Genomic DNA, 26,269 nt, shown 5'->3' with positions numbered 1-26,269 from the left:
TTCCACGTTCGGGGCATGCTCTCGCCTGCGCCGGGCGCCGCCGGGGGCGTCAGGGGTCACCCGTAGCATCGGCCCGGTGGTCGAGCCCAAACTCGAGATCCAGATGCTCCATGACCGGGTCATGATCAAGAGGGTCGAGGGTTCCGGCGAGCGACGGAGCTCGGCCGGAATCGTGATCCCGGCAACCGCACAGGTCGCCAAGCGTCTGGTCTGGGGAGAGGTGGTCGGGGTGGGACAGCACGTGCGCACGGTGAAGGCCGGCGACCGCGTCCTGCTCGCCCCGGAGGACCAGTACGAGGTCGAGATCGCCGGCGTCGGGCATCTGGTCATGCGTGAGCGGGACCTGCACGCGGTGGCCTCCGAGGCCACCCAGCACGGGACCGGTCTCTACCTCTGAATCCCCGGGTCGCGCCGGTCCGCACGGACCCGCGGCCCACCCGGTTCGACAGCGGTGTCGACGCAGGCGACGACGCCGGTCTCGATGACAGAGTCGATGGCAGTGCGGAAAGGAAGTCCCACGTCATGCCCGAGCGCCCTCCCTCGTCCGACGACGCGGACGAGCAGCCGGTGACGTCCGCGCCGGAGCCGGGAGACCCGCAGAACGGCGACGCCGCCGGTGCCGGTCGCCCCGTGATGCCCGCCCGCCGTCCCTCGCCCGGTCCCGCCGCCCCCGCCGCGCCGCAGGGAACGCCCGCGCCGCAGGGCGCCACCGAGGTCCCGGCCGCCGAGGTGTCCGGTCCCGCCGACCCGGCCGAGGCCGCCGAGCAGGCGCCGCCGGAGTCCCCCGCAGCCCGCACCGTCGTCGGGCAGGCGACCACGGCGGACGGCCCGGCCGCGCCGTCGCCCGCCCCGCACCAGCCGTCCCCCGCGCCGCAGCGCCCGGACACCGGTGCCCCGCAGCAGCCCGGAACGCCGCCCCGCCCGGAGTCCGGCACGGCCGCCCCGCAGCCGTCCGGCGGCGCCCCGGCCCCCGCGGGCCCCGCCGCGCCGCAGCCCGGCCCCCGGCCGTCCGGCGCGCCGGACGCGACCCGCCCGGTCCCCGCCGCCCCCGAGGGGCAGGACCAGGACACCGTCCGCGTCGCCCCGCTCAGCGAGCAGCGCACCCAGGTCCTGCCCCGGGTCACCCCGGCCGCGGCCGCGGCGCCGCCCGCGGGCGGCGCCGCCGAGCAGACCGCCCGCATCCACACCGGCGGCCCGGGCGCGGGCACCGCGGTCCTCGGCGCCGGCGCGTTCGGTGCCGCGGGCGCGACCGGCCCCGCGGGCGCGACCGGTCCGGGTGGGCCGGGAGGCCCCGGTGGGCCCGGCGGCCCCGGCGGCCCCGGTGGTGGCGACGGTGACGGGCACGGCGACGGCGAGGGCGGTGACGGCCCGCAGCGCAAGCGCCCGGTCGGCCTGATCGTCGCGGCCGCCGCGCTCGGCGTGCTCGTCCTCGGCTACGTCGGCGACCTCGCGCTCAGCTCCGGCAGCGTGCCGCGCGGCGTCGTCGTCGCCGGTCAGCAGATCGGCGGCATGTCGCGCGCCCAGGCCACCGAGACGCTGCAGGCCGCGATCGAGCCCCGCTCCACCGCGCCGGTGCCGGTCCAGGCCGGTGAGGTCCGCTCCGAGATCGACCCGAAGGCCGCGGGCCTGCAGGTCGACTACGCGCGCACCCTCGACGAGGCGGGCGAGCAGCCGCTGAACCCGATCACCCGGATCTCCTCGTTCTTCACCACCCGCGAGGTCGGGGTGGTCAACTCCGCCGACGACCGTGCCGTGCGCACCGCGCTGGAGCAGATGGCCCCGCTGGTCATGAAGGAGCCCAAGGAGGGCTCGGTCCAGTGGCAGGGCGTCACCCCGACCCCGGTCGCGCCGGAGCCGGGCCAGCAGCTCGACGTCGACGCGGCCGTCGGCGTCGTCGAGGAGCAGTGGGCCTCCGGCGAGCCGGTGCAGCTCCCGCTGATCGTCGAGCAGGCCGTCACCACCCCGGCCGACGTGCAGAAGGCCATCGACGAGGTCGCCAAGCCCGCCGTCGCCGGCCCGCTGACGATCACCGGTGAGGGTGCGAACGCGACCATCACCCCCGAGGACATCACCACCGCGCTCAGCTTCACCGCGGACCCGGAGGGCCCGGTGAAGCTGAAGCCGGTGATCGCGAACAAGACCCTCGAGGACGTCGCGCAGCCGCAGCTGGCGAGCACCGAGAAGCCCGGCGTCGACGCCCAGCTGGACTTCGCCGCGACCCCGCCGCGGGTCGTCCCGTCGCAGGACGGGCGCGGCATCGACTACGACGCGACCTTCGCGAACGTGCTGCCGATCCTCACCGGCCAGGGCGAGCGCACCGTCGCGGCGGTCTACGCGAACAAGCCGGCCGAGATCACCACGGCCGACCTGGAGTCGCTGGGCAACGCCACCGAGATCTCGACGTTCACCACCGGCGGGTTCGCCGCCGACTCGGGGCAGAACATCAAGCGCGCCGCCGAGGCCATCAACGGCCAGATCGTGCAGCCCGGCGAGACGTTCAGCCTCAACGGCGTCAGCAACCCCCGCAACGCCGCCAACGGCTACGTCGAGGCCGGCATCATCGAGGACGGCCACCCGGCGCGCGGCGTCGGCGGCGGTGTCTCCCAGCTCGCGACGACGCTGTACAACGCGTCGTACTTCGCCGGCATGACCGACGTCGAGCACAAGGAGCACAGCTACTACATCAGCCGCTACCCGGTGGCCCGCGAGGCGACGGTCTTCAACGACCTCATCGACGTCAAGTTCCGCAACGACGGTCCGACCGCCGTGCTGATCCGGACGACGTGGACGCCCAGCAACGTCACCGTCTCGTTCCTCGGCCAGAAGATGTACGAGGTCACCTCGGCGACCGGGCCGCGGACCAACCCGACCCAGCCGCAGGTCGTCAACATCCCGGCGGGGCAGCCGTGCAGCGCCAGCAAGGGCTCGCCGGGCTTCACCGCGACCGACACCCGGACCATGCGCAACATCCAGACCGGGGAGACGACGAGCAAGACGCGGACGGTCAAGTACAACCCTCAGCCGATCGTGCAGTGCGGCGGCTGATCCGGTGATCGTTCCCGTCAGGGGATGACGAGAGCCAGGTCACATTCGTACCCTGATCCCTCCAGCCGTCGGACAGCGAGGGATCGGAGTACCCCATGCGCATCGCGGACGTTCTGAGGAGCAAGGGCAGCGCGGTCAGCACCGTGGCACCGGACGACTCGGTGAGCGAGGTGCTGCGCGCGATCGCCGAGCGGAACCTCGGCGCACTGCCCGTCGTCAACGGCGACCGGCTGGTCGGCATCGTCTCCGAGCGGGACGTGGTGCGCCGGCTGCACAGCCACGGCGCCGCACTGCTCGACGCGCGGGTGGCCGAGGTGATGACCACCGAGGTGGTCACCTGCTCGCCCGACGACGGCGTCGGCGACCTCGCCCGGATCATGACCGACCGCCGGGTGCGGCACCTGCCGGTGATCGTCGACGGGGCGCTGGCCGGGATCGTGTCCATCGGCGACCTGGTCAAGGCCCGGATGGACATGCTGGAGCAGGAGCGCGAGCAGCTGGAGAGCTACATCGCGCAGTAGGGGCACGACGAGGAAGGGCCCCGGGCGGGGAGTCCGCGCCCGGGGCCCTTCGTCATCGGAACCGGATCAGAACGAGGCCTCGTCGAGCTCCATGAGCTCGTTGTCGGCGTTCGCGATGATCGCCTTGTCCGAGGTCAGGCGGGGCAGCACGGACTTCGCGAAGAAGGTCGCGACGCCGACCTTGCCCTCGTAGAAGGCCCGGTCCTTCGCGGAGACGCCGTCGGTGCCCAGCGCGGCGAGCGCGACGGTGGCCTGGCGCAGCAGCAGCCAGCCGACGAGCAGGTCGCCGACCGCCATCAGCAGCCGCACGGTGTGCTGGCCGACCTTGTACAGCTCGGTGACGTCCTTGGTGGAGCCGTAGAGGTAGCCGGTCAGCGTGCCGAGCATCCCCTGCACGTCGGTCAGCGCGGTGCGCAGGAGCTCGCGCTCCTCCTTGAGCCGGCCGTTGCCCGCGTCGGAGTCGATGAACGCCTGGACCTCGCCCGCGACGTGCGCGAGCGCCTGGCCGTTGTCCCGGACGATCTTGCGGAACAGGAAGTCCTGGGACTGGATCGCGGTGGTGCCCTCGTAGAGGGAGTCGATCTTGGCGTCCCGGATGTACTGCTCGATCGGGTAGTCCTGCAGGAAGCCCGACCCGCCCAGGGTCTGCAGCGACTGCACGAGCTGCTCGGTGGCGCGCTCGGAGCCGACGCCCTTGACGATCGGCAGGAGCAGGTCGTTGACCTTCTCCGCGAGCGCGGCGTCCTCGCCACCGAGGCGCACCTTGTCCTGGAAGGTCGCGGTGTAGATGTAGACGGCGCGCATGCCCTCGGCGTACGCCTTCTGCAGCATCAGGCTGCGGCGGACGTCCGGGTGGTGGGTGATCGTGACCCGCGGCGCGGTCTTGTCGGTCATCTTCGTCAGGTCCGCGCCCTGCACGCGCTCCTTGGCGAACTCGAGCGCGTTCAGGTAGCCGGTCGACAGGGTGCCGATGGCCTTGGTGCCGACCATCATCCGGGCGTACTCGATGACCTGGAACATCTGCGCGATGCCGTCGTGGACCTCGCCGAGCAGCCAGCCGACGGCGGGGGTGCCGTGCGCGCCGAAGGTGAGCTCGCACGTCGTCGACGCCTTGAGGCCCATCTTGTGCTCGACGTTGGTCACGAAGGCGCCGTTGCGCTCGCCGGGCGCGCCGGTCTCGGTGTCGAAGTGGAACTTCGGCACCAGGAACAGCGACAGGCCCTTGGTGCCGGCCTTCGCGCCCTCGGGGCGGGCCAGCACCAGGTGCATGATGTTCTCGGTGAAGTCCTGCTCGGCCGAGGTGATGAAGCGCTTCACGCCCTCGATGTGCCAGCTGCCGTCGTCCTGCCGGATCGCCTTGGTGCGGCCGGCGCCGACGTCGGAGCCCGCGTCCGGCTCGGTCAGCACCATGGTGGCGCCCCAGCCGCGGTCGATCATCAGCTGGGCCCAGCGCTTCTGCTCCTCGTTGCCGTTCTTGTAGAGGATCGAGGCGAAGTTCGGGCCGGCCATGTACATGAAGATGGCCGGGTTGGAGCCGCACATCAGCTCGGCGGCGGCCCACTGCACGGACGGCGGGATGCCCATGCCGCCCAGCTCGTTCGGCAGGCCGAGGCGCCACCACTCGCCGTCCCAGAGGACCTTGTAGGCGTCCTTGAGCTCCTGCGGGGTGGTGACCGTGTGGTCCTCGGGGTGGAAGACCGGCGGGTTGCGGTCGATCGTGGCGTAATGCTCGGCGAGCGGGCCGGTGCAGACGGTCGACAGCTCGGACAGCACGCCCTTGGCGGTGTCGACGTCGACGTCCTCGAAGGGTCCCGTCCCGAGGTGATCCTGTACCTCGAACACCTCGAAGAGGTTGAACTCGAGGTCGCGCACGTTGCTCTTGTAGTGGCCCATCCGTCCTTCACCGCCGTTCGTGCCAGGGCCGATCGACTTACCGGCCGGTAACTGACTCCAGAGTATTACTGACCGGTAACCGGAGCAAGGTGCAGGTGCGGGTTCAGGGACCGCCCACCCGTGTGACGCGCTCGACCGGCGCGCCCGCGCCGTCCTTTTCCCGTGAACCGAGAGAATGCGGAGTCGCACGGGACGTATGTGGCGTGTGTGACGGAGGCGGTGCCGGCGCGGTGCCGCCGAGGGGGGCAGCAGCGATGGGCGAGCCGGGACAGAGCTGGAGCCGCCGCGGGCTGCTGGTCGGGGGTGCGGTCGCCGGCGCGGGCCTGGTCCTGCCCGGCCGGGCGTTCGCCGGGCCGCCGCCGACCACCGATCCCGCTCCGCCCGCCACGGGCCCGGTGCCCGGCCCGTCGGCGGTCCCGGGGCCGGACGGCATGCCCGGCCCGGCCGGTGCCGGGCCGCTCGCCGAGGGCGTGCCGGTCCCCTACATCGCGCGCTGCTTCGAGTGGGGCGCGCGCAAGCCGAAGTTCCCGCCGAAGATCTGGGACCGGCGCCCGATCCGGATCCTGGTGCACCACACGGCCGGGGCGAACACGAACGACTACAGCGTCGGCGCCGCGCACCGGATGGCCAGGGCGATCCAGAGCTACCACATGGACCGCAACGGCTGGCTCGACTCGGGGCAGCACTTCACGATCTCGCGCGGCGGGCACGTGATGGAGGGCAGGCTCTGGAGCCTCGGCGAGCTCAACGGGGGCCGCCGCGTCGTCGAGGGGGCGCACTCGCCCGGCCAGAACGTCATCGCGATCGGCATCGAGAACGAGGGCACCTACATGGGGGTCGACCCGACCCCGGCGCTGTGGAACTCGCTGCGCGTCACCTGCGCCTACATCTGCCTGCGCTACGGCATCGCCCCGACCGAGCTCTACGGCCACCGCGACTACCGCAACACCCTCTGCCCGGGCGACCGTCTCTACGCCGCGCTGCCCCGGCTGCGCCGCGAGGTGGCGGGACTGCTGGGCAGACGGCTCTCGCGCACCGAGGCGACCAAGGCGAGCTGGCCGCTGCTGCGCACCGGCGACCGCGGCCCGATGGTCGAGGCGGCCCAGTACCTGCTGCGCGACGCCGGGTCGCTGACCGGGAAGCCCGACGGCCGGTTCGACGACCGCACCGCGGCCGCGGTGACCGAGTTCCAGCGCGCGCACCGCGCCGACGACGTCAACGGCCTGCTCGGCGGGGAGACCTGGCCGGAGCTGGCCCGCACGGTGCGCGCGGGCACCGAGGACGACGCCGCCCGTGCCGTCGAGGTGCTCGCGGCGGCACGACGGGTGGAGAGCGTGCCCGACGTCGTCGACCACCCGCAGTGGCAGAAGCTGCTCGGGACCTCCGGCAGCGCCGTCCCGGACGCGCAGGACCCGCAGGGCGTGCTGAACCGCTGAGGGCCCGGTCCCGGGCGGAGCGCCCGCACGGACGGGTGACGGCCTGCCGCTAGTCTCGCCCGGTGCTGAACCGCTGCCCCGCGTGCGACGCGCCCGCGAGCGACCCGTTCTTCTCCGCGACCGGGCTGCCGGTGCACGGCACCGCGGTGCTGCCCGACCCGGTCTCGGCGCGTTCCGTGGCCACCGGTGACCAGGTGCTCGTGCTGTGCGAGCGCTGCGGGCTGGTGTTCAACCGCGACTTCGACCCGGGGCTGCTCGACTACACCGGCGACCACGAGGAGTCCCAGCACCACTCCCCCCGCTTCGCCGCCTACGCCGCGGAGATCACCGCGGACTGGGTCGCGCGGTTCGGGCTGGCCGGGCGGCACGTCGTCGAGGTGGGGTGCGGGTCCGGCGACTTCGCCGCCGAGCTGCTCGGCGCCGGCGTCGGCCGGGTGACCGGGATCGACCCGCACTTCGTGCCGCAGCGGGTCCGCCCGGAGCTGGCGGACCGGCTCACCGCGGTCCCCGCGGAGTTCGCCCGTGACCAGGTCGAGCCGGACACCGCCGCCCTGGTCTGCCGGCACACCCTGGAGCACATCCCCGACCTCGCCGTCTTCGGCGCGGAGCTGTACGCCGGGCTGCGTCGCGGCGGCGGCCGGGCGCTGCTCGCCGAGGTGCCCGACCTGGGCCGGATCCTCGACGAGGGCGCCTTCTGGGACCTGCAGTACGAGCACTGCTCCTACTTCACCCCGGCGACCATGCGGACGTTCCTGACCGGGGTCGGCTTCTCCGACCCGCAGGTGCGGCTGACCTACGCCGACCAGTACGTCGTCGCCGAGGCGGGCCCGGACGGGACGCCGGGCGCGCCCGAGCTGGAGCCGCACCTGCGCGAGGCGCTGCGCAGCGCCTGCCGGGACTTCGCGACCCGGGTGTCGGACCAGGTCGGACGCTGGCGGGAGTGGCTCGGCGGCCGGGCCGCGACCGGCGACGAGGTGGTCGTCTGGGGTGGCGGGGCGAAGGGGCTGACCTTCCTCAACGTCGTCGAGGGCGGGGCGGAGGGGACCGGCGCGGTCGGCGCGGTCGTCGACATCAACCCCGGCCTGCAGGGGCGTTTCATGGGCGGGCTCGGGCTGCCGATCCGCGCCCCGAAGGACCTGCTGGACTCGCCCCCGCGGTCGGTGCTGCTGATGAACCCGGTCTACACCGGCGAGGTGCGCGCCACGCTCGACGAGCTGGGGCTCGGGTCGACGGAGCTGCTCGCGGTCTGACCGGCCGGGGCCGGCCGCAGCGCGCGGACGGCCCGGACGAGCTCCGCACGGGCCGCGGCGGCGTCGTCGATGCCGGTCCCGGTCAGCACCAGCGTGCCCGCGAGCAGCAGCCGGGCGGTGCGGCGCGCGTCGCCGGTGAGGTCGTCGCCGCAGACCCGGTCGAACCGCTCCTGGAAGTCGGCGACGACCGAGTCCCGGATCCGGCGCGCGTCCGGGTCGTGGCCGAGGAACACCGACCGCAGCGCGGTGTCGAGGTCGCCGCCGCCGTCGAGGGCGGCGACCAGACCGTCGACGTAGCCGGCGAGGCGCTCCTCGACCGGCAGGTCCGCGGCGGGCTCGGCGCCCGGTGCGCTGCGCAGGTGGGCGAGGAACACCGCGGCGAGCAGGTGTTCCTTCGAGGCGAACACCTTGTACGCGGTGGCCGCGGACAGCCCCGCCCGGCGCGCGACCCGGCGCACGGTCAACGTCGCGGCGCCGCTGTCGGCGAGCTCCTCGGCCCCGGCCGTGAGCAGCCGGTCCCGGGTCGCCGGCGCGACCTCGCTCCGCCGGGAGAATGCTCCGTCCACCGGCCCCAGCCTAGCCGTCGACCGCCCCGGTCCCGGGGCGCCGGGCGGTGCCGCTACCGTGATCCACTACGGGTGGACAGGTGTCCAGTCGGGTGTCTTTCCGAGAGGAGCTCCCCGATGCGCTCGATCAGCCGCAGGTCGGTCCTGCTGGGTGCTGCCGGCGTCGCCGGGCTGGGGGTCCTCGGCGCGGGCACCGCGCTCGCCGCCGCGCCGTCCCGGGTGCGCGTGACCCGGGAGGAGCGCCGGGTGGTCGTCGTCGGCTCCGGGTTCGGCGGCGGGGTCACCGCGCTGCGCCTGGCCGAGGCCGGTGTGGACGTGCTCGTCCTCGAACGCGGACGGCGGTGGGCCACCGGCCCGGACGCCGAGACCTTCCCCCGGGTCACGACAGACCCCGACCGCAGGCTGTTCTGGCTCGACACCGTCGCCGACCCCCTGGACGGACCGCCGAACCCGCTGTCGGTGCTGCTCGGACGCCCCACCGCGAGCACCCCGGGCGCCGTCCCGCTGTCCCCCGGCCGCTACACCGGCCTGCTGGAGCGCGTCGGCGGCAACGGGATGGACGCGTTCTGCGCGGCGGGCGTCGGCGGGGGCTCGCTGCTCTACCAGGGGATGACGCTCCAGCCCTCGGCCGAGGTGTTCGCCGCGACGATGCCCCGCGAGTTGGACTACGACGTGCTCGCCCGCGAGCACTACCCGCGGGTCGCGCGGATGCTCCGCCTGGACACCGCCCCGGACGAGCTGATCGACTCGCCGACGTACCGCGCCCCGCGGGTCTTCCGCGACCGGGCCGAGGCCGCCGGCTACGAGGTCGAGAAGATCCCGATGCCGATCGACTGGGACTACGCGCTGGCCGAGCTGCGGGGCGAGATGACGCCCGCCTACACCAACGGCGACGCCGCGTTCGGCGTGAACAACGGCGGCAAGCACACCGTCGACGTCACCTACCTCGCCGCCGCCGAGGCGACCGGGCGGGTCACGGTCGCCCCGTTGCACCAGGTCACCGACGTCGTCCGCGCGGCCGACGGGCGCTGGGAGGCGCACGTCGACCGGATCGACGAGACCGGCACCGTGCTCGAGAAGAAGATCGTCACGACTCCGGCGCTGGTGCTCGCGGCGGGCACCCAGAACACCAACCGGCTGCTGCTGCGGGCCCGCGCGCACGACACGGTCCCGGACCTGCCCGACGCGCTCGGCGAGAACTGGGGCACCAACGGCGACCGGATCTGCACCTGGAACTCCCTGGTCGAGGACTTCGGCGCGACCCAGGGCGGCCCGGTGGTGTTCGGGACGAAGGACTGGGCGGACCCGGCCACGGCCAACACCGTCATCCAGGCGTCGCTGCCGCCGCTGCCGCTCGGCCTCGGCCGCACCACGACGATGCTCGTCGGCTACGGCGTCAGCGCCGGCCGCGGCCGGATGGGCTGGGACCCGGTCCGGCAGGAGGGCGTCGTCGACTGGCCGCTCGACGGCGACGCCACCCTGACCGCGCGCATCCACGAGCGGATGGGGCGCATCACCGGGGTGCGGGGCACCTTCCTCGACACCACCTACGCGGTGCCGACCACCTGGCACCCGCTGGGCGGGGCCTGCATCGGCACGGTCTGCGACGTCGCGGGCCGGGTGCGGGGCCAGCGCGGTCTCTACGTGCTCGACGGGTCGCTGATGCCCGGCACGACGGCCGCCTGCAACCCGTCGATGACGATCGCCGCCGTCGTCGAACGGGCCACCGACGACCTGGTCGAACAGGACGTCGGCACGCTCATCTGACCAGACGCCGGACGACGGCCAGGTCCTCCTGGGTTGCGACGTGCAGGTTCGCCGGGTCCCCCGGCACCGTCACCACGCGGTGGCCGAGCGCGGCGAGCATCCCGGAGTTCTCCACCGGCCGGGGCGCGTCGGCGTGCGCGGCACGCAGCACGTCGGCGCGGAACGCCTGCGGCGACTGCGTGACCACCGCGTCCTGCTTGGGGAGGGTGTCGACGACGACGCCGTCGCGCACCCGCTGCACCACCTCCAGCAGCGGGACCACCGGCACCGCACCGTCGGCGCCCGCCCGCACGGCCTCGACCACCGCGGTGAAGATCCGGTCGGCGGCGAGCGGGTGCGCCGGGTCGGCGAGCACCAGGACCCCCGCCTCGGCGGGCACGACGGCCAGCCCGGCCCGCAGGGACTCCGACTGGTGGTCCCCGCCGACGGCGAGCGCGTCGACCGGCTCGCCGTCCCAGTCCACCCCGGACGGCAGCACCAGCGCGACCCGGTCGCAGGTGCGCCGGGCGGCGGCGACGGTGTGGTCGACCAGCCGGGACCCGGCCAGCTCGTCGAGCTGCTTCAGCCGGCCGTAACGGAGCCCCCGGCCGCCCGCCAGCACGATCGCCCACACGTGGTCACGCACTCCGGTGATCCTGCCGGGTCCGGCGGGGGAACCGGACACCGCACCCGATAGCCTCGGCCGTCCCCGATCGGGCGACCCGATCGGGCGACCGGGAGGGGCGGACGAGGATGGCGGCACCGACGACGTCCCCCACGCCCGCCGCGTCGACCGGCCCGCTCGCCGGGGCCCCCGCCGCGGTCGCGCTGGTCCGGGCCGTCGCCGAGGACCCGGCCGCACCGCGCCTGGTGGCCGTCACCGGCCCGGCGGGTGCGGGCAAGTCGACCGTACTGCGCGAGCTGGTCCGGGTGTGGACCGAGGCCGGAGCCGGGCAGGACGTGACGGTCGTCGACGACGCCCACGAGCTCGGCGACGACGAGCTGGCCGACCTGCGCGGGCGCGCGGGCCGTCCGGACGCCCGGCTGGTCGTCGCGTTCCGTCCGTGGCCGCGCAGCCGCGCGCTGGCCCGGCTCGGCGCGACGCTGGCCGCCGCCGCGCCGCCGCTGGTCCTGGGTGCGCTCGACGCCGCCGGGATCGCCGCCCGGGCCGCCCGCGTCGCCGGGGTGCGGATCTCCGACGAGGCCGTCCGGGTCGTCGCCGAGCGCACCGCCGGGGCCCCGGTGCTGGTCGACCGGCTGCTCGCCCACGGACGGGTCGGCGGGCCGGTGCCGCCGCAGCTCGCCGAGCAGATCGGCTACGCCGTCGACGCCGAGGACCCGCGGGTGGTCGAGCTGGTCACCGCGCTCGCGCTCGGTGCCCCGGTCGACGGCGAGGTGCTCGTCCCGCTGCTCGGGATCTCCGACGCGGCCGGCATCGGCGTCGGCGCCGAGATCGCCGAGCTCGACGAGCTGTCCGGCCGGGCCGTCGCCGCCGGGCTCTGCACCCCCGACGGGCGGGTCGTGCCGCTGGTCGCCGAGGCGATCCGCACCCGGGTCGCGCCGGCCCGGCGGGCCGAGCTGCGCCGCCACCTCGCCGAGATCGAGCTCGACCGCGGCGGGAGCGTGCTCGCCGTCGCCCGCACCCTCCGCGGGTCCGGGGCCACCGGGGAGCGCGCCGCCGCGGTGTTCCGGGCCGCCGCGGCCGAGGCGGCCCGCGCGGAGAGCCCGGACGCGGTCCGGTTCTACGCCGAGGCCGTCGCCGCGGGGGCGCCCCCGCTGACCGTCGCCGCGCACCGCGCGCAGGCCCACCTGGTCGCCGGGGACCTCGACGGCGCGCTCGGGCACGCGGACTCGGTGCTGTCCGCGACCGACGCCGTCGAGGCCGAGGACGCCGTCCGCGCCGGGTCGGTCGCGGCCGCCGTCCTCGCCCGGCGGGGGCTGCTGGCACGCAGCGCCGAGCTGTACCGGTGGACCGCGGCGGTGTCCGGGGAGCGCCCGCCCGCGGCGGCCGTGCCCGTCCTGATCGGGACCGGGGCGCTGGAGGAGGCCCGCGCCGTCGTCGGGGTCGACGGCGACGGTCCCGGGTTCGTCGCCGGCCGCGCGCCCACCCTCGTCGACGGCGCCGACGACCTCACCGCCCGCGGCATGCTCGACTCGGTCGAGGGCTCCCCGACCGCCGCGCTGTCCGGCCTGGCCCGCGCCGCCGGTCTGCTGGAGACCGCGCACGGCGCCGCGCTGCTCCCCGACACCCCGGCCGCGTTGGCCGCCCTGGTGGCCGTGCACACCGGGGAGTTCGACGTCGCCGCGTCCGTACTGGACCGCGCCCTGCGGACCGGGCTCGGCGGCGCGCCCGCCCGGGCTCGGCACCGGCTGCTGCTCGGCTGGATCGCGCTGCTGCGCGGCGCGACCGGTCCGGCGTCGGAGCGGCTCGCCGCCGTCGACGCGGGCGACGACCCCCTCGAACCGCGCGACGAGTTCCTCGCCGCCGCGCTGCAGGTCGCGATCGCCCGCCGCCAGTCCGACCTCGGCGCCCTCATGCGGTCCTGGACGCGGGCCCGGCAGGCGATCGTCCGGCACCCGGTCGACCTCTACGTGCTGCAGCCCCTCGGGGAGCTGGTGACCGCGGCGTCGCGGCTGCGGGAGGAGAGCTGGGTGGCCCCGCACCTCGCCGAGGCCGACGCGCTGCTCGACCGGCTCGGCCGGCCGGCACTGTGGGCCGCCCCGCTGCACTGGGCGCGGCTGCAGGCCGCGGTGCTCACCGACGACGTCGAGGCCGCCCGCGCCCGCTCCGACGAGCTGCAGAGCGCCGCCTGCGGCAGCCGCTTCGCCCACGCCATGGCGACGGCGGCCCCGCACTGGGTGGGCGTGCTGGAGGACCGGGTCGACGCGGCCGAGGTCGAGGCCGCCGCCCGCGGGCTGCACGCCGTCGGCCTGTCCTTCGACGGCGGCCGCCTCGCCGGGCAGGCGGCGCTGCGGACCGGGGACCGGCGCGCGGTGTCGGCCCTGCTGGCCTGCGCGCGGGCCCTGCAGGCGGCGGGGACGGACCTGCGCCAGGGGACCGTCCCACCCCCCGGGGACGAGCCCGGCCCGGTCGCGGAGGAGCCCGCCGCCGCGGCCCCGGCGCCCGTCGAGGCCGCCCCGGAACCGTCCGCGTCGGGTCTGCTGTCCGAGCGCGAGCTGGAGGTCGCCGAGCTCGTCGTGCAGGGGCGCACCCAACGCGAGATCGGTGAGGCGCTGTTCATCTCGGCGAAGACCGTCGAGCACCACGTGGCCCGGATGCGTCAGCGTCTCGGGGTGGGCGGCCGCAGCGAGCTGCTCGACGAGCTCCGCCGGATCCTGGGCGACCGCGGGTAGGGCTCAGTGGTGCGCGTGCGGGCGGGACGCCTCGGCGAGCAGCCCCTCGCAGGACCGCACCACGATCCGGGCGGCCTCCGCCGACGCCCGCCCGGTCAGCGGGCTCTCCGCCCGCCGCCGCCAGCGGCGCAGCGCCTCGGAGGCGGCGTCGTGGACCTCGCGCGGGCCGGCGGTACCGTCGAGGCCGAGCCGGGCCGCCGCTGAGCCGCCCTCGCCACCGAGCAGCCGTTCGGCGTCGGCGAGTGCCTCGGGCGGGAACACGATCTTCCCGGCGCGCAGGTCGGCCAGCGCCCGCAGCTCGACGAACTCGTGCGCCCCGGCCAGGATCCGCTCCACCTCGGCACGCAGCGCGGCCGTCGCCGGGCGGGGCTCGCGGGTCAGGACGAGGTCGACGGCGAGCAGCGCGGAGCGGGCCTTGAGCAGGTCGCGGCGCTCGGAGAACTGGGTGTCGAGCACCGAGCGCAGCTCGTCGAGACCGGAGCGGCGCACCAGGTCGTCGGCCAGCGCGGTCGGGTCCTTCACACCCTGGCGGATCAGCGTCGTCCCGAGCCGGACGCCGAACAGACCGAACCGCTCCAGCAGCGCGATCCGGGTGGCGGCGTCGGGCCGGTCGAGGTCGGTGCGCCCGAACCGGTCGGCCGAGAGCAGCAGCGCCTCGACGTCGCCCCGCGGGAGCGCGGCCAGCTCGGTGAGCGCGACGTACTCGTCCTGCCGCATGGTGCGGGCGGTCTCGGCGAGCAGCCCGGCGACGGCGACGACGGTCTGGCACAGCCCCCGCAGCTTGTCGTCGCCGCGGTAGCGCCGTGCGATCCGGCGCGCGGAGATCAGCGCGTCGAGCCGGCCGACCCCGATCTCGTCGGCGCGCGACAGCACCGCGATGGTGTTCACCGGGGTCGCGCGGGCGACGCCGCGGTCGTGGAAGGCCTCCAGGAACCGCACGTCACCGGCGTGCAGGTGACGCATCAGGTAGACGACGGCGTCGGCGGGCGACGGCGTGTCCTCCGGCGTCAGGAACTCTCCGGCCCGGCCGGCCGCGTCGGCGGTCAGCGACCCGATGCCGGGGGTGTCGATGAGGTTGGTGCGCCGCAGGTGCTGCGACGGCCAGTCGACGTGCAGCCGGTCGACGTCCTCCACCCGGGCGCCCTGCAGGTCGATCTGCAGCGCGCCGTCGCGCCGGGCCAGGGTGAGCGGGCGGTCCGCGCCGGAGCGCAGGTGCATCCGCACGCCCGGCGCGGGCGCGTCGGCGTACCAGGTGACGATGCGGGTGCACTCGCCCGCGTCGGTGGGGGCGATCCGCTCGCCGACCAGGGCGTTGAGCAATGTGGACTTGCCGGCCTTGACCTTGCCGGCGATCGCGACGCGCAGCGGCTCGTCGAACCGGTCGAGGTGGTGGCGCAGCCAGCCCGCGGCCTGCGGGGAGTCGCCGTAGGCGTCCAGCGTGCGGCGCAGCAGCGCCCGGGTCTGCTCGGTGAGCGCGCTCACGCCGACGCCCCGGTGCCCACGGCGGCGGCCAGCGCCCTGGCCCGCTCGGCGAGGCCGGTGACCCGCTCCAGCTCGGCCTCCAGGTCCGCGACGCGCTGCTGGCGCTCGGCGTCGTCCTTCAGGGCGGTCTGCGCGGCCGCGACGGACTCCTTCAGCGCCTCGGACAGCTCGTCGGCGACGGTGGTGAAGTGGTCGCGCAGGTCGCGCTGGATCCGGCGCAGGTTGTCCCGCGAGTCCTTGCCGACCTGGAAGGTCACCTCGTCGATGTGCCGGCGCACGGCGTTCTTCGAGTCGGCCTGGCGCCGCTGCTTCATGCGCTTCTTCTCGTCGCGCACGGTCTTGGCACCGAACAGCAGACCGGCGCCGACCGACAGCGGGTTCAGCAGGGCGATCCCGGCGAAGGTGGAGGCGAGACCGAACATCAGCATGCCGCCGTAGCCGCCGCGGGCCCCGACGAACAGCTTCTGCCCGATGCCGAACTTCTCGTCGGCGGGCATCTCCAGCGGGTCGACCAGTCCGGCCACCGAGCCGCCGGCGACCCGCAGCTCGGGCAGGGTCACGTCGACGGCCTCGGCGAAGTGCTCGGCGACCTGCTCGGCCAGCCAGCGGGCGCGCTCGGTCGTCCACACGAAGTTCTGGGCGACGGCGTGGGCCACCTGCTTGTGGAACCACTCGGCGAACTGCTCCCAGATGTCGGCCGGGTCGGCGTCCTCGAGGAGCTGCTCGGCGTCGCGGGAGACCGCGCGCAGCCGGTCGCGCAGGTCGTACTCGATGTCGGCGATCAGGTCGGCGACGCCGTCGGTGAGCGTGGTCTGCCAGCGCGCGGAGCGCTGGCGCAGCTCGTCGACGCGGGACCGCGCGGCCTCCAGCTCGCGGGCGAGCTGGCCGGCCTTCTCCGGGTCCTTCTGCGACATCAGCTCGGCCCGCATCGTGGCCTCGAGGGCCTGGCAGGTGACGAGCACGTCCTGGCTGGTGGAACGGCGGTCCAGGTCGTCGGCGGCACCGACGACCTTGCGCAGCAGGAAGCTGGTGAGCGCCTGGAAGCCGGACTCGGCGATGAGGTCGAGGTCCTGGGTGCGGGCCGCGTGCAGCCGCAGCGCGGAGGAGACCGGCAGCAGCTCGGCGTCGACCCGGGCGGTGCGCAGGTGGCCCTGGTCGAGGTCGACGATCCGGCGCCAGTGCGGGTACAGGTCGGTCTTGGTGACGATGCAGGCGACGTTCGGGCAGAGCTTGCGCGCGGCCTGCAGGAAGTCGAGCTCGGGGGCGGTGTACTCCTGGCTGGCGTCGGAGACCAGCAGCACCGCGTCCGCGGTGGGCAGGGCCGACATCGTCGCGGCGCCGTGCGCGGACCCGAGCCCGCCGACGCCGGGGGTGTCGACCAGCGCCAGCCCGCTCTGCAGGAGCTTGCGGGGCAGCGTCACCTCGGCGCGGGTGAGGCGGGCCCGGTTACCGGGGTTGCCGGCCTCGGAGACGTGCTCGGCGAGCTGGTCGAGCCCGACGACGGTCCGCTCGGCCTGCTCGGTCGCCGCCCCGTCGGGGCCGGGGGCCTCGCGCACGAGGGTCACCGAGGTCTCCTCGCCGAAGCGCACGAGCGTCGGCACGGCGGTGGCGATGTCGTCGTCGACGGGACACACGGTGGCGTTGACCAGCGCGTTCACCAGCTGGCTCTTGCCCTGCTTGAACTCGCCGACGACCAGCACCCGCACGACCGGATCGGTCAGGCGCGCCCTCGTCTGCCGCAGCCGCGGTGCCAGGTCGGGGCGGTCGTAGGCAGTCACCGCCTTGAGGGCCAGGTCGACGAGTGCGACCGCCTCCGGCACTGCCACGACCGTTTCCCCCCGTCGCTCCGCGGATGGTGCCCCACACCACCCGTCACGTTCCCGTCATGGATACACGAACGACGACGGCCCCGGTCACCCACGGGTGGGTGACCGGGGCCGGCCGGTCCGGGCGGGCGAACCCTACTGATCCGCCCGGAGCAGCGCTACCGGATCAGAGGGCCACGTCGGCGGAGACGTCGTTGTGCGACAGGAGGTCGGTGTGGCTGTGGTCGTCGGTGTGCGACTCGGCGTACTGGCTGTTGTCCGTGTTGTACGAGTCGTCGACGTCGACCGAGGAATGCGACTCGTTGTGGGTGTCGTTGAACGAGCCCGACGCGTCGTTCGAGCCGGTGGCGTCGCCACCCAGGGAGACGGCGCCGCCCTTGTCGGCGGAGATGTCGCCGGTGTTGTAGGCCGAGCCCGAGCCGAACGAGGTGGTGTTGTCGTCGCCGGACACCACCTGGTTGTCGTCGCCGACCACGTTGTGGTCGCCGGTGGTGACCGGGGCGTTGTTGTCGCCGCCGACGGCCACCGCGCCGTCGCCGGACGCGACGGTGGTCTTGGTGTCGATCGACTGGTTGAAGTCGCCGCCGCCGGTGTCGACGTTCTGGTTCACCGAGTTGTCGATGATGGTGTCGCGGTCGTCGATGTTGGTGGTGTAGTGGTTGTTGGTCACGTACTTGTCGATGTACTTGACCGGGTCCTCGCCGTGGTGGACGGGCGGCGGGGGCGGGGTGTGGTGGCCGTGACCGCCGTGGCCGCCGCCGGTGTTGTAGTCACGGTCGAACGACACGTCGTCGTTGTCCTGGGCCAGGACGAGCGCGTCCCGGACGTCGTCGGCGGAGACCTCGGACAGGCCGCACTGGGCGAGCATGCCGTGCGGGTCCTCCTTGAACTCGGCCAGAGCCTTCGGGTCCTTGAGCAGGTCCAGGATGAACTGGATCAGCGACTTCTCGACGGACATGACGTTCTCCTCATGGGATGCCGCCGGGCTCGGGCGCTCGACGGAGGGTTCGGGTGGTGCGGGAGGTGGTGACCGGGCCGGGGTCGGGGGCGTCCCGGCCCGGTCACCGGGCGGAGCGCTGGGTCAGCCGACGGACAGGTCGACGTCGTTGTGCGAGGCGATGTCGGTGTGGCTGTGGTCGTCCACGGTGGTGTGGGTGTCCACGCTGTTGTCCGTGTTGTACGAGTCGCTGATGTCGGTCGTCTGGTGCGACTCGTTCCAGGTCTTGTTGAACGAGTCGGTCGCGTCGTGCGAGCCGTTCGCGTCGCCGCCCAGCGAGACCGCGCCACCCTTGCTCGCGGAGATGTCGCCGGTCTTGTAGGCCGAACCCTCGCCGAAGGCGGTGGTGTTGCCGTTGCCGGCCACGACCTGGTTGCCGTCACCGACGACGTTGCCGTTGCCGGTGGTGACCGGGGCGTTGTTGTCGCCGCCGACGGCCACCGCGCCGTCACCGGAGGCGGAGGTCGACCGGATGTCGATGTCCTGGTCGAAGTCGCCACCGTGGGTGTCGATGTGCTGGTTCACGGAGTTGTCGACGATGGTGTCGCGGTCGTCGATGTTCTCGGTGTGCCACACGTCCTTGACGTGCACGTTCTCGTGGGACGCGGCGGCCTTGTGGCCGTGGTCGCCGTGGCCGCCCTTGCCCTCGCTCCAGCCGCCCTTGTCGCCGCCGCCCCAGTTGAAGCCGGTGTCGTAGTGGCGGTCGAAGGAGACGGTGTCGTTGTCCTGCGCGATGACCAGCGCGTCGCGGACGTCCTCCGGGGACAGCTCGGAGAGGCCGTAGTGCTGCAGGACCGCGTTCGGGTTGTCGTTGAACCAGTCGCGGACCTGGATGCTCTCGGAGCCGTTGCCGAGCAGGAGCTTGATGAAGTCGATCAGCGAGATGTCGTGTGCAGCCATGACGGCCTCCGGTGTCGCTCGGGGTGTGACCGGTCCGTCGGCGACGACCGGTGTTGATGACGAAAGCTAGGGGCGCCGGCCGGTCCGGCCATCGGGGATCGCTCCGGGTCCCCAGGGGGGCCGTTAGGGGATCGGTCCCCAACCTCGAACTGCTGCGCCGCACGGGCTAACACCGGGGCCGCCCCCGTCGATGGGTCTCGCGAGAGGACTACGCCGGCGTGCCGGTTCGACGAGGGGGGAGCAGTGATGTCGTACCTGCTCGGGATCGATCTGGGGGCCACCTCGGTGACCGCTGCCGTGCTGCGCACGGGCGGTGCCGCGGAGCCCGTGCGGCTGGGGGGCCGCGACGGGAGCGACGTGCTCCCGGCGGTGCTGGTCGCGACGCCCGGGGGTGACCTGCTGTGCGGTGAGCCCGCCCGTCGCCGGGCCCCGGCCGAGCCGGACCGCGTCGCCCGCGGCTTCCTCGACCGGGTCGGGGACCCGACCCCGCTCTCGCTGGGCGGCTACGCCTACGCGGCCGAGGACCTGTGCGCCCGGCTGGTGCGCGTCCTGGTCGACGAGGTGTCCACCCGGCACGGCGGCCCGCCGTCGCGGATCGGCGTCACCTGCCCGGTGGGCTGGGGACGCCACAAGCGCGACCTGCTGGCCGCCGCACTGCGTCGCCGCGGGCTGACCGTCTCCCTGGTGACCGCGCCGCAGGCCGTCGCGCTCGCCCACCGCGCCGTCGTGCCGGCCGGGGGGCCTCTCGCCGTCGTCGACCTGGGAGGCAACGGGACCACCGCGACCGTGCTGGCGGCGGCCGCACCCGGGGTGCTGCCCGACGCCGTCGGCCGCACGCTGAGCTGCCGGACCGGTGGCGCCGACGTCGACGACGCGGTGTTCGCCTTCGTCCGGTCCTCCTCCCCGGCCACGGCCGCCGCGTTCGACGCGCTCGACCCCGACGACCCGCGGACCGTCGCCGCCCTGACCGCCCTGCGCGACGAGTGCCGCGCCGCCAAGCAGCTGCTGTCCCGGGACACCGTCGCGACCGTCCGGGTGGAGATGCCCGGCCTGCGGACCGCGGTCCGGATCCACCGCTCCGACCTCGACGAGCTCACCCGCCCGCTGCTCGAGCCGGTCGCCGACCTGGTGCAGGACGTCGTCGCCGCCGCCCCCGACGCCGAGGTGCTGCTCGCCGGCGGTGCCGCGCGGATGCCGGTCGTGGTGCAGGCGGTCTCGGCGGCACTGGGCCGCCCGGTCGCCGTCGTCGCGGATCCGGTGGCCGACGCCGCCCGCGGTGCCGCACTGGCCGTCGCTCCGGGGGCCGGGACCTCCTGGCCCGGTGTGCGGATGGCGCCGCTGACCGGTGTCCCCGCGCCCCGCGAGCCCGTCGACCCGGCCGGGCGCAGCCCGTGGGACCGGCCCGGGCCGGACGCCACCGAGCGCACCGACCGGACCACCCCGGCGTGGCCGACCCGCGGCGAGCGGGAGCGGACCGCACGGACCGAGCAGCCCGCCGCGGCCGCCACGGCCGTCGCGCTGCTCGACCCGGAGCCGCCGACCGGCCCGCTGACCGCGGTCCCCCGCCCCCGTACGGCGCAGCCCCCCGCCCCCGCACGGACCTCGGTCCTCGGGGCCGGACAGCCGCCCGCACCGTCCGCCGCCCGCCCGGAGCGGCCCGCCCCGGACACCCTGGTCACCCGGGACGCCCCGGCCACCGCCCGTCGCGCCACGGTCACCCGGCAGCGCCTGGTGGTCGGTGCCGGTGGTCTCGCCGGTGCCGCCGCCATCGCGGGTGCGCTGCTGTTCTGGCCCACGACGAGCCCCGGGATCGGTGAGCTGAGCGCGGCCCCCGTGCTGAGCTCACCGGCCGTCGCGCCGGCCCCGGTCGCCCCGGGGGCCGCCCCGGCCGCCGGCGTCGCCGCCGGTCCGGCCGCGGGTGCCCCCGTGGGCGGGAGACACGCCGCCACCGGTGGCGCCGGTGCCTCGGGTGGCACGGCCACCGGGGGTACTGCGGCCCGCCCCGCCGCGGGTGCCGCCGCTCCGGTCGCGGCCGTCCCCCCGGCTCCGGCCCCCGCTGCCCCGGTCGTCCCGGCTCCGGCTCCGACGACCCCGGTGAAGCCGACCACCCCGGCGCCGACGACTCCGGTGAAGGACGGCGCGCCCGACCCGACCACCCCGCCGCCGGTCACCACCCCGCCCACCACCGACCCGACCACCCCGGTCCCGGGCCCGACGACCACGGCCCCCGCGCCGACGTCGACCACCCCGGCCGCGGGTGCGGCTGCGTGATCATCCTGTCGGACAAGGAATCGATCACTGATCACCCTCTGCGCTGCGACGACAGCGCCGAGTGACCCCCACCCCGTCCTGCCCGGACCCCGGAGCGGGATGATTCGGACCGCCGGGCCGGCGTGGACACGGGAGCCCCCACGCCGGCTCGGCCCCATGCACTATGCGATACGGCCGTGCCCGAAGGTGTGACTGCTACCGCGTCGCGTCGCCCGTGTCCACCCCCTCCGACGTGGTAAAACACTGGTCGTCACGGTTCGGGCACGGTGTGAGAGGGGCGCGTGGTGACGCGGTTGGCGGGGGCGGTCATCGGCATGGCGGCGGGTGCGTTGGTGCTCGCGTATGTCGTGGTGGGCTGGCCCATCCTGGTGGTCGGAGGGCCGCTGCTGGTGGGGGTGGCCCTGACGGTCGGCATCCTGGTCCTCACCGAGCGCCCGCGGGCCGTGCTGGCGCAGCGCCGCGCGACCCAGGGCGGCACGTCCCCCTGGCAGGCCGCCGCCGGTACGCGTGACGAGCAGCCCGGCAGCGGGCTGATGAGCGGCTTCTTCGAGATGCCCGCGGCGCTGCCCGAGCAGCGGCCCGCCCCGTCGGACGCCCGCCCGGCCGGCACCCGGTAGCAGTACGTCACAATCGGCCGGTGCCGATCATCCTGCGTGCCGCCCGTGCCCTGACCCGGGCCCGCCCGTGCTGATCGGCATGCTCTTCGCGGTGTTCGCGATGCTCTGCAGCACCGTCGCCGCCATCCTCCAGGCCGACGCGGCCAACCAGGGCGGGCGCACCAGCGCCGTCCTGGCCCGCCCCCGGTTCCTCGGCGGGATCGCGATGGACATCGTCACCTGGCTCTGCATGGTCGTCGCGCTGCAGTTCATCCCCATCTTCGCTGTGCAGGCGACACTCGCCGGGGCCATCGCGATGACCGCCCTGTACGCCCGCTACTTCCGCGGCGAGTGGCTGCGGCCGGTGCACCGGCTCGCCATCGGCGCCAGCATGCTCGGGCTCGCGTTCGTCGCCGGCAGCGCGGGGACCGAGCGCAAGCAGGCCCTGACCGGCCACGGCACGACCGTCGCCGTCCTGATCGCGGCGCTGGTCGTGATCATGGGTGTGACGCTGGCGATCACGAACTCGACCAAGCCGTGGCCGTCGGCGGTGCTCGCCGGGCTCGGGCTGGGCGGCGGCTCGGTCTGCATCCGCGCGATGCACGTGTCCGAGGGCGTCGACCTGGCCGGCCTGCTGCGCGAGCCGCTGGTCTACATCCTGGTCGGCATGGCGCTGACCGGCCTGTACAACTACGCCCGCGCGCTGCAGCTCGGCGACGTCTCCACGGTGACCGCGCTCTACATGGTCACCCAGGTCGTCGTGCCCGGGCTGGTCGGCATCACCCTGCTCGACGACACCGTCCGCCCCGGTCTGTGGTGGCTGCTGCTGCTCGGGCTGGCGCTCGTCGTCTACGGCACCTCCATCCTGGCGCGGCGCCGTCCGGAGAAGCGGACTCCCCCGCGGGTGGCCTAGTTTCGGGCCATGCCCTCCTTCGAGCGCCCCGGTGTGACCCTGCACTACGAGGAGCACGGCACGGGGTTCCCGGTGCTGCTGCTCGCCCCGGGCGGCATGAACTCGACGATCGCGGCCTGGGGCAACGCCCCCTGGGACCCGGTCGCCCACCTCGCTCAGCGGTACCGCGTCATCGCGATGGACCAGCGCAACGCCGGGTCCTCGGTCGCCGAGGTCCACGGCAGCGACGGCTGGGACACCTACACCGCCGACCAGCTCGCCCTGCTCGACCACCTCGGCGTCTCCGAGTGCGCGGTGCTCGGCATGTGCATCGGCGGCGCCTACATCGCGAACCTGCTGGTCACCGCCCCGCAACGCGTCCGGGCCGCGGTCGCGCTGCAGCCCATCGGCCGCGCCGACAACCAGCACCTGTTCGAGAAGAGCTTCGAGAGCTGGCGCGCCGGGATCGAGGCCGACCACCCCGGGGTCCCCGACGACGACTGGGCCGCGTTCCGCACGAACATGTGGGGCGGCGGCGGGATGCTGTACTCCGTTCCCGACGAGGCGCTCGCCCACGTCGCGACGCCGTGGCTGGTGCTGATGGGGATCGACGCCTTCCACCCGGAGCCGGTGTCGCGCCGCCTCGCCGGGCTCGCGCCGGGCGCGGAGCTGGTCGAGCAGTGGAAGGTCGAGCCGCACGTCGCCGACGGCCGCGCCGCCGTCGACCGGTTCCTCGCGGCCCACCTGGTCTGATTCCTCCACGACGCGCAGCGCCCGCCGCGGGCACCATGACCCCATGCCGAGCTGGGACGACGTGGTGCGGATCGGGTCCGGGCTGCCGGAGGTCGAGGAGTCGACCTGGTACCGGACGCCGTCGCTGAAGGTCCGTGGCAAGGGCTTCGCCCGGCTGCGCACCGAGGCCGAGGGCGGGCTGGTGCTGATGTGCTCGCTCGAGGAGAAGGAGGCGCTGCTCGCGTCGGGCGATCCGGCCTACTTCACGACCCCGCACTACGACGGCCACGGCTCGATCCTCGTCGACCTCGACCGGGTCGACGCGGAGCAGCTCGCGGAGCTCGTCGAGGAGGCGTGGCGGCGGAAGGCCCCGCCGTCGGTGGTGCGCCGGCGCGACGACTGAGCCAGGATCGTCGTCGTGCGCTACGTGGTGATCGGGGCAGGGGCCGTCGGCGGGACGATCGCGGCGCGGCTGCACGCGGCCGGGCGGGAGGTCGTGGTCGTCGCCCGGGGCGCGCACCTCGACGCGATCCGCGAGCGCGGCCTGCGTCTCGACACCCCGGACGGGTCGACCACCCATCCGGTGCAGGCCGTGGGCACGGTCGGCGAGGCCCGACCCACCCCCGACGACGTCGCGATCCTCGCCGTCAAGTCGCAGGACACCCCGCCGCCGCTGGCCGCGCTGCTCAAGGCTGCCCCCGGGATCACCGTGGTGTGCGCGCAGAACGGCGTCGCCAACGAGCGGCTCGCCGCGCGCCGCACCGACCGGGTGCAGGCGATGCTGGTGATCCTGCCGGCCGAGCACTACGAGCCGGGGGTGGTCGTCGCGTCGTCGTCGCCGGTCCCGGGCGTGCTCGACGTCGGCCGGTTCCCCTCCGGTGTCGACGCCACGACCGAGGCGATCGTCGCCGACCTCACCGCGGCCGGGTTCTCGTCCCGCGCCGACCCGGACGTGATGGCCGCGAAGTACGGCAAGCTGCTCACGAACCTGGCCAACGCCGTCGACGCGGTCTGCGGGCTCGACGACCCCGACGCGCCCCGCCTCGTCGAGGCCGTGACCGCGGAGGGCCGCGCCGTCCTGGACGCGGCCGGGATCACCGCCCGGACCGGCGACGACGACCGCGTCCGCCGAGAGGGCACCATCACCGAGCGGCCGGTCGCGGGCGCGACGCGGCGGGGCTCGTCGTCGTGGCAGAGCCTGCAGCGCGGGACCGGCTCCATCGAGGCCCGCTACCTCAACGGCGAGATCGTGGCCCTGGGCGCGGCGCACCGGATCGCGACCCCGGTCAACACCGAGCTGATGCGGGTGGCCGAGGAGATGGCCGCGGCCGGGGAGCGGCCGGCGTCGCGGTCCGGTGCGGACCTGCTGTGACGGCCTACCCGCTCGACGTGGCGCGCCGGGCGTTCCTCGACGCGCTCGACGGGCTGTCGGCGTTGCTCGACCACGTCGACGACACCGGCCTGCACGCCCGCAGCCGCTGCCACGGCTGGCTCGCCGCGGACGTCCTCGCGCACCTGCACCTGGGTCTGGTCGAGATGCTCGCCGGGTTCCCCGCCCGCACCGACCGCCCCGCCGACGTCGACCTCGCGACCTACTGGACCGCGACGCCGCCCGGGTCCGGGGCGCCGGGCTGGGCGCACGAGCGCTTCGCCCGCGCCGTCGCGGCCGCATACGCCCGCCCGACCGGGCAGATCGTCCACGTCGCGATGACGCTGCGTGGCCTGCGCCGGCTCGTCGCGGACCTGGACGCGCCGTACCGGCTGGAGTTCCAGGGACACGTCCTCGACGTCGGGGACTTCGTCGGCACCTGGGTCGTCGAGGTCGTGGTGCACCACCTGGACATGACCGTCGCGCTGCCGGACGCACCGGCCCCGCCCGCGTCGGGGCTCGCGGTGGTGCGGGAGACGGTGACCCGGCTGGCCGGTCCCGACGTCGTCGCGGGGTGGGGGGACGACACCGCCCTCGCGCTCGCCGCCACCGGGCGGGAGCCGGGGATGACGCCCGTCCTGGGCTAGTAGGTGATGCTGACGGGCCCGTCCTGCAGCTGCGCGCGGGAGAACGGCACGCCGCCGGTCGCGCCGCTGCCCACGGCGATCCGGTAGAAGTCGTCCCGGGCGGTGACGTCGTCGATCGAGAACGAGAACGTGCACGTCGAGGAGTAGCCCGACCAGCTCGTCCCCGCGCCGGACGTCCCGTCGCCGAGGACGCCCGCGCCGACGATCTCGCCGTTCGCATCGGTGATCGTCACGGGTGTACCGCTGTCGAGCCAGCTGTAGAGCCCGGCCCCGTTGCACGCGCTGTGCGGCGGCAGGGTCGCGTAGGTGCTGGTCAGGGTCACGGCACCGGTCACGTCCATGGTGCGGTGCGCCCCCGCGGCCGCACCGAGCATCGCCACACCCAGCAGCGCCCCGACGACGCCCAGCACGACCCAGCCCCGGCGTGGCCCGGTCCCCGTCACGGGTCGTCCCGGGGGCACCGGGCCGAGCCCGGCGGGGACGTCCGGCGCGACCGGTCCCGCCCACGCCGGCGGCGGCTGAGGCACGCGCGGTAGCGGCCCACCCCACCACGGCTGCTCCGGCCCGGTGCTTCCCCGCTCGACGGTGCTCGTCATGTCCCCACGTCCCCCCGACGGCGGGCACCCGGTGCGCCCGCGACGCCCTCCTGTCGGGCCGGTGAGCTGCTCCGTTTCGCCCCGTCATCACAAGAGATGAAGTACGCCGTCCGGAGCAGGGCCACCGATAACGACAGGGTGGTGCGTGCG

22 protein-coding genes are annotated in these 26,269 nt (G+C 74.8%); 14 read left to right on the top strand and 8 right to left on the bottom strand.

Features of this window, described 5'->3' with window-relative positions; genetic code table 11:
- Window positions 1–76: 76 nt before the first annotated feature.
- The 3 genes from DMP17_RS26365 to DMP17_RS26355 all read left to right on the top strand — a co-directional run bounded on the left by DMP17_RS26365 (window position 77) and on the right by DMP17_RS26355 (window position 3,566).
- Window positions 77–397, top strand: a complete 321-nt coding sequence (locus DMP17_RS26365; protein ID WP_062398895.1) for a GroES family chaperonin — start codon at window positions 77–79, stop codon at window positions 395–397.
- A gap of 125 nt (window positions 398–522) precedes the next feature.
- Window positions 523–3,045 carry a VanW family protein gene (locus tag DMP17_RS26360; RefSeq protein WP_337830922.1) on the top strand — a complete coding sequence of 841 codons (2,523 nt, stop codon included), beginning with the start codon at window positions 523–525 and terminating at the stop codon, window positions 3,043–3,045.
- A gap of 95 nt (window positions 3,046–3,140) precedes the next feature.
- Window positions 3,141–3,566 carry a CBS domain-containing protein gene (locus DMP17_RS26355; RefSeq protein WP_337830921.1) on the top strand — a complete coding sequence of 142 codons (426 nt, stop codon included), beginning with the start codon at window positions 3,141–3,143 and terminating at the stop codon, window positions 3,564–3,566.
- Window positions 3,567–3,632: 66 nt separating this feature from the next.
- Here the strand turns inward: DMP17_RS26355 and DMP17_RS26350 are convergent, their stop codons facing one another.
- Window positions 3,633–5,459 (bottom strand): acyl-CoA dehydrogenase, encoded by a 1,827-nt coding sequence (locus DMP17_RS26350; RefSeq protein WP_337830920.1) that lies wholly within the window; start codon window positions 5,457–5,459, stop codon window positions 3,633–3,635.
- 254 nt (window positions 5,460–5,713) lie between these two features.
- On the opposite strand from DMP17_RS26350, the gene DMP17_RS26345 reads away from it, so the two are divergent.
- Window positions 5,714–6,895 (top strand): peptidoglycan recognition protein family protein, encoded by a 1,182-nt coding sequence (locus DMP17_RS26345; protein ID WP_337830919.1) that lies wholly within the window; start codon window positions 5,714–5,716, stop codon window positions 6,893–6,895.
- A 62-nt stretch (window positions 6,896–6,957) separates the two neighbouring features.
- A complete protein-coding gene (locus tag DMP17_RS26340; RefSeq protein ID WP_226354395.1) occupies window positions 6,958–8,145 on the top strand; it encodes a class I SAM-dependent methyltransferase in 1,188 nt (395 codons plus the stop codon).
- Here the strand turns inward: DMP17_RS26340 and DMP17_RS26335 are convergent.
- A complete protein-coding gene (locus DMP17_RS26335; protein ID WP_337830918.1) occupies window positions 8,076–8,711 on the bottom strand; it encodes a helix-turn-helix domain-containing protein in 636 nt (211 codons plus the stop codon). The genes DMP17_RS26340 and DMP17_RS26335 overlap by 70 nt on opposite strands.
- Before the next feature lie 117 nt (window positions 8,712–8,828).
- On the opposite strand from DMP17_RS26335, the gene DMP17_RS26330 reads away from it, so the two are divergent.
- Complete coding sequence (locus tag DMP17_RS26330; protein WP_337830917.1) at window positions 8,829–10,478, top strand: GMC oxidoreductase; 1,650 nt, start codon at window positions 8,829–8,831, stop codon at window positions 10,476–10,478.
- On the opposite strand, the gene DMP17_RS26325 is transcribed toward DMP17_RS26330, so the two are convergent.
- Window positions 10,471–11,103, bottom strand: coding sequence for an IspD/TarI family cytidylyltransferase (locus DMP17_RS26325; RefSeq protein ID WP_337830916.1), 633 nt, complete (start codon window positions 11,101–11,103; stop codon window positions 10,471–10,473). The two genes, DMP17_RS26330 and DMP17_RS26325, sit on opposite strands and share 8 nt — an antisense overlap.
- A 107-nt stretch (window positions 11,104–11,210) precedes the next feature.
- On the opposite strand from DMP17_RS26325, the gene DMP17_RS26320 reads away from it, so the two are divergent.
- Entirely contained in the window at window positions 11,211–13,811 is a 2,601-nt protein-coding gene (locus tag DMP17_RS26320) for a helix-turn-helix transcriptional regulator (protein ID WP_337830915.1), read from the top strand.
- Between the two features lie 3 nt (window positions 13,812–13,814).
- Here DMP17_RS26320 and DMP17_RS26315 read toward each other — a convergent pair whose 3' ends face one another.
- From DMP17_RS26315 to DMP17_RS26300, 4 genes are all read right to left on the bottom strand, one after another.
- Window positions 13,815–15,293, bottom strand: a complete 1,479-nt coding sequence (locus DMP17_RS26315) for a dynamin family protein (RefSeq protein WP_337830914.1) — start codon at window positions 15,291–15,293, stop codon at window positions 13,815–13,817.
- Complete coding sequence (locus DMP17_RS26310; protein WP_337830913.1) at window positions 15,290–17,119, bottom strand: dynamin family protein; 1,830 nt, start codon at window positions 17,117–17,119, stop codon at window positions 15,290–15,292. The genes DMP17_RS26315 and DMP17_RS26310 overlap by 4 nt, the downstream gene beginning before the upstream one ends.
- Window positions 17,120–17,285: 166 nt before the next feature.
- Window positions 17,286–18,077, bottom strand: coding sequence for an IniB N-terminal domain-containing protein (locus DMP17_RS26305; protein ID WP_226368006.1), 792 nt, complete (start codon window positions 18,075–18,077; stop codon window positions 17,286–17,288).
- A gap of 123 nt (window positions 18,078–18,200) precedes the next feature.
- Window positions 18,201–19,016, bottom strand: a complete 816-nt coding sequence (locus tag DMP17_RS26300) for a hypothetical protein (protein WP_226354389.1) — start codon at window positions 19,014–19,016, stop codon at window positions 18,201–18,203.
- A gap of 246 nt (window positions 19,017–19,262) precedes the next feature.
- Here DMP17_RS26300 and DMP17_RS26295 point away from each other — a divergent pair, with 246 nt between their 5' ends.
- The 7 genes from DMP17_RS26295 to DMP17_RS26265 all read left to right on the top strand — a co-directional run bounded on the left by DMP17_RS26295 (window position 19,263) and on the right by DMP17_RS26265 (window position 25,523).
- Complete coding sequence (locus tag DMP17_RS26295) at window positions 19,263–21,287, top strand: Hsp70 family protein (protein ID WP_337830912.1); 2,025 nt, start codon at window positions 19,263–19,265, stop codon at window positions 21,285–21,287.
- Window positions 21,288–21,571: 284 nt separating this feature from the next.
- The gene (locus tag DMP17_RS26290; protein WP_226368003.1) at window positions 21,572–21,904 is read left to right on the top strand and encodes a hypothetical protein; all 333 of its coding nucleotides are present in this window, start codon (window positions 21,572–21,574) and stop codon (window positions 21,902–21,904) included.
- 67 nt (window positions 21,905–21,971) lie between these two features.
- A complete protein-coding gene (locus DMP17_RS26285; protein WP_337830911.1) occupies window positions 21,972–22,796 on the top strand; it encodes a hypothetical protein in 825 nt (274 codons plus the stop codon).
- 9 nt (window positions 22,797–22,805) lie between these two features.
- Entirely contained in the window at window positions 22,806–23,528 is a 723-nt protein-coding gene (locus DMP17_RS26280; RefSeq protein ID WP_337830910.1) for an alpha/beta fold hydrolase, read from the top strand.
- A 43-nt stretch (window positions 23,529–23,571) separates the two neighbouring features.
- A complete protein-coding gene (locus tag DMP17_RS26275) occupies window positions 23,572–23,910 on the top strand; it encodes an MmcQ/YjbR family DNA-binding protein (RefSeq protein ID WP_337830909.1) in 339 nt (112 codons plus the stop codon).
- Window positions 23,911–23,925: 15 nt separating this feature from the next.
- Window positions 23,926–24,879 (top strand): ketopantoate reductase family protein, encoded by a 954-nt coding sequence (locus tag DMP17_RS26270; RefSeq protein WP_337830908.1) that lies wholly within the window; start codon window positions 23,926–23,928, stop codon window positions 24,877–24,879.
- Entirely contained in the window at window positions 24,876–25,523 is a 648-nt protein-coding gene (locus DMP17_RS26265) for a maleylpyruvate isomerase N-terminal domain-containing protein (protein WP_226354382.1), read from the top strand. Before DMP17_RS26270 ends, DMP17_RS26265 begins: the two co-directional genes overlap by 4 nt.
- Here DMP17_RS26265 and DMP17_RS26260 read toward each other — a convergent pair.
- Window positions 25,520–26,119 (bottom strand): hypothetical protein, encoded by a 600-nt coding sequence (locus tag DMP17_RS26260; RefSeq protein ID WP_337830907.1) that lies wholly within the window; start codon window positions 26,117–26,119, stop codon window positions 25,520–25,522. The two genes, DMP17_RS26265 and DMP17_RS26260, sit on opposite strands and share 4 nt — an antisense overlap.
- Between the last annotated feature and the right edge of the window lie 150 nt (window positions 26,120–26,269).

This window comes from Pseudonocardia sp. TMWB2A (genome assembly GCF_017312135.1).
The sequence above is the reverse complement of the archived record's forward strand: the minus strand, read 5'-3'. Positions and strand labels throughout refer to the sequence as shown.

What these genes read in the sequence shown, in the direction of transcription:
- DMP17_RS26360 (WP_337830922.1), top strand. Translation starts at nt 523, where the DNA reads ATGCCCGAGCGCCCTCCCTCGTCCGACGACGCGGACGAGCAGCCGGTG.
- DMP17_RS26355 (WP_337830921.1), top strand. Translation starts at nt 3,141, where the DNA reads ATGCGCATCGCGGACGTTCTGAGGAGCAAGGGCAGCGCGGTCAGCACC.
- DMP17_RS26350 (WP_337830920.1), bottom strand. Translation starts at nt 5,459, where the DNA reads ATGGGCCACTACAAGAGCAACGTGCGCGACCTCGAGTTCAACCTCTTC.
- DMP17_RS26345 (WP_337830919.1), top strand. Translation starts at nt 5,714, where the DNA reads ATGGGCGAGCCGGGACAGAGCTGGAGCCGCCGCGGGCTGCTGGTCGGG.
- DMP17_RS26330 (WP_337830917.1), top strand. Translation starts at nt 8,829, where the DNA reads ATGCGCTCGATCAGCCGCAGGTCGGTCCTGCTGGGTGCTGCCGGCGTC.
- DMP17_RS26320 (WP_337830915.1), top strand. Translation starts at nt 11,211, where the DNA reads ATGGCGGCACCGACGACGTCCCCCACGCCCGCCGCGTCGACCGGCCCG.
- DMP17_RS26305 (WP_226368006.1), bottom strand. Translation starts at nt 18,077, where the DNA reads ATGTCCGTCGAGAAGTCGCTGATCCAGTTCATCCTGGACCTGCTCAAG.
- DMP17_RS26300 (WP_226354389.1), bottom strand. Translation starts at nt 19,016, where the DNA reads ATGGCTGCACACGACATCTCGCTGATCGACTTCATCAAGCTCCTGCTC.
- DMP17_RS26295 (WP_337830912.1), top strand. Translation starts at nt 19,263, where the DNA reads ATGTCGTACCTGCTCGGGATCGATCTGGGGGCCACCTCGGTGACCGCT.
- DMP17_RS26280 (WP_337830910.1), top strand. Translation starts at nt 22,806, where the DNA reads ATGCCCTCCTTCGAGCGCCCCGGTGTGACCCTGCACTACGAGGAGCAC.
- DMP17_RS26275 (WP_337830909.1), top strand. Translation starts at nt 23,572, where the DNA reads ATGCCGAGCTGGGACGACGTGGTGCGGATCGGGTCCGGGCTGCCGGAG.
- DMP17_RS26260 (WP_337830907.1), bottom strand. Translation starts at nt 26,119, where the DNA reads ATGACGAGCACCGTCGAGCGGGGAAGCACCGGGCCGGAGCAGCCGTGG.